This is a genomic window from Frankia sp. CoWAU3, from assembly GCF_977971855.1.
Map to the genome: position 1 here is coordinate 1 of NZ_CDWWXB010000141.1, position 1,549 is coordinate 1,549.

The following is a 1,549-nucleotide window of genomic DNA, read 5'->3' on the forward strand; positions in this document are numbered from 1 at the left end:
GCGTTTCTTCTTGCACCGCCCCCTTCGGACCGCCCTACCAACTACCGTCCGTGATACTCACGCAGAGCTATCGATCGTTGCGCGGAAAGGCTCAATGAAAAACGGGTCAGTCAGAGGTAGGCCCCGCGGCCGAACGTCTCGCTGCCGGGCTGCTGCCCGCTCGGCAGGGCCCGTCGGCGCATCTCCTCGAGCTGAGCCTTGGCGGCCATCTGTTGGGCGAACAGCGCGGTCTGCAGGCCGTGGAACAGACCCTCGAGCCAGCCGACCAGTTGTGCCTGGGCGATGCGCAGCTCGGCGTCCGACGGCGTGCGCTCCTCGTCGAACGGCAGCGACAGCCGATCGAGTTCCGAGCGCAGGTCCGGGGCAAGCCCGTCGGAGAGCTCCTGGATGGAACTGCGGTGGATCTCGCGCAGCCAGACTCGGCTCGCGTCGTCCAGCGGGGCGGCGCGGACCTCCTCGAGCAGTTGTTTGATCATGGTACCGATGCGCATCACCTTGTCGGGCTGGGAGACCAGCGCTGCGATGGGGTTGCCGCCGTCCGACTCCTCCGCGGCCTGCGGCGCCTGGCCACCGTCCGGGGCCAGCGGCCGCACCGGCCGGTCGGGTACCCCCGAGTCCGCGGTCTCGTGCAGCGCGCCGTCAGGCCCGACGACCACGACGCGGGCTTCCGGTTGATCCGTCATGCCCCCTATCCTGCCCCGTGATCCGCCTCCCACAGCACTGGCTTCGCCTCCACGGTCACGCCGGGTGTCACCCATCGAGGATCATTCCGGGATCGTGAGTACCACCTTTCCGACATGTCCGAAATCAGCCACATGCTGGTGCGCCCGCGCGACCTCGGTGATCGACAGCACCCGATCGATGACCGGCCGGATCGCCCCCGCCTCGATCGCCGGCCAGAAGTCGCCGCGGACACCGGTCACGATGTCGGCCTTCTCCTCGACCGGCCGCCCGCGCAGTGACGCGGCGTGGACCGCCGCCCGCTTGGTGAGCAGGGCGCCGAGGTTGAGCTCCCCTTTCACCCCGCCCTGCAGGCCGATGACGACCAGACGGCCTCCCACGGCCAGCACGGCGACGTTGCGGGCGAGATACGCCGCACCCATGTTGTCGAGGATGACGTCCGCCCCATGGCCGTCGGTGGCCTCGCGGATCCTGGCGACGAAGTCGTCGTCACGGTAGGAGACCGCGATGTGGGCGCCGAGCTCCCGCACCCTGGCCAGTTTGGCCGCGGTCCCGGCGGTGGTCGCGACCAGCGCGTTCGGACGCAGCGCGCGGACCGCCTGGATCGCGAAGGTCCCGATGCCGGACGCCCCGCCGTGCACGAGGAAGACCTCGCAGTCACGCAGACCGGCGATGCCGAACACCGTGGAGTACACCGTGCAGGCGACCTCGGGCAGAGCGGCCGCCGTGATGAGGTCGACCCCGGCCGGAACCGGCAGCACCTGGCCGACCGGCACGTTCACCCGACTCGCGTAGCCGCCCCCGCTGAGCAGCGCGCACACCTCGGCCCCGACCTCAACCCGGTCCACGCCGGCGCCGAGAACCGCCA

At 70.4% G+C, this 1,549-nt stretch carries 2 protein-coding genes; both read right to left on the reverse strand.

The features are described 5' to 3' along the window. Positions 1-110: 110 nt before the first annotated feature. Complete coding sequence (locus tag AC08ON_RS12735) at positions 111-683, reverse strand: bacterial proteasome activator family protein (protein WP_476607613.1); 573 nt, start codon at positions 681-683, stop codon at positions 111-113. 81 nt (positions 684-764) lie between these two features. Then, positions 765-1,549: zinc-binding dehydrogenase (locus AC08ON_RS12740; protein ID WP_476617045.1), on the reverse strand; the 785-nt coding region annotated here is incomplete at its 5' end.

What these genes read in the sequence shown, in the direction of transcription:
- AC08ON_RS12735 (WP_476607613.1), bottom strand. Translation starts at nt 683, where the DNA reads ATGACGGATCAACCGGAAGCCCGCGTCGTGGTCGTCGGGCCTGACGGC.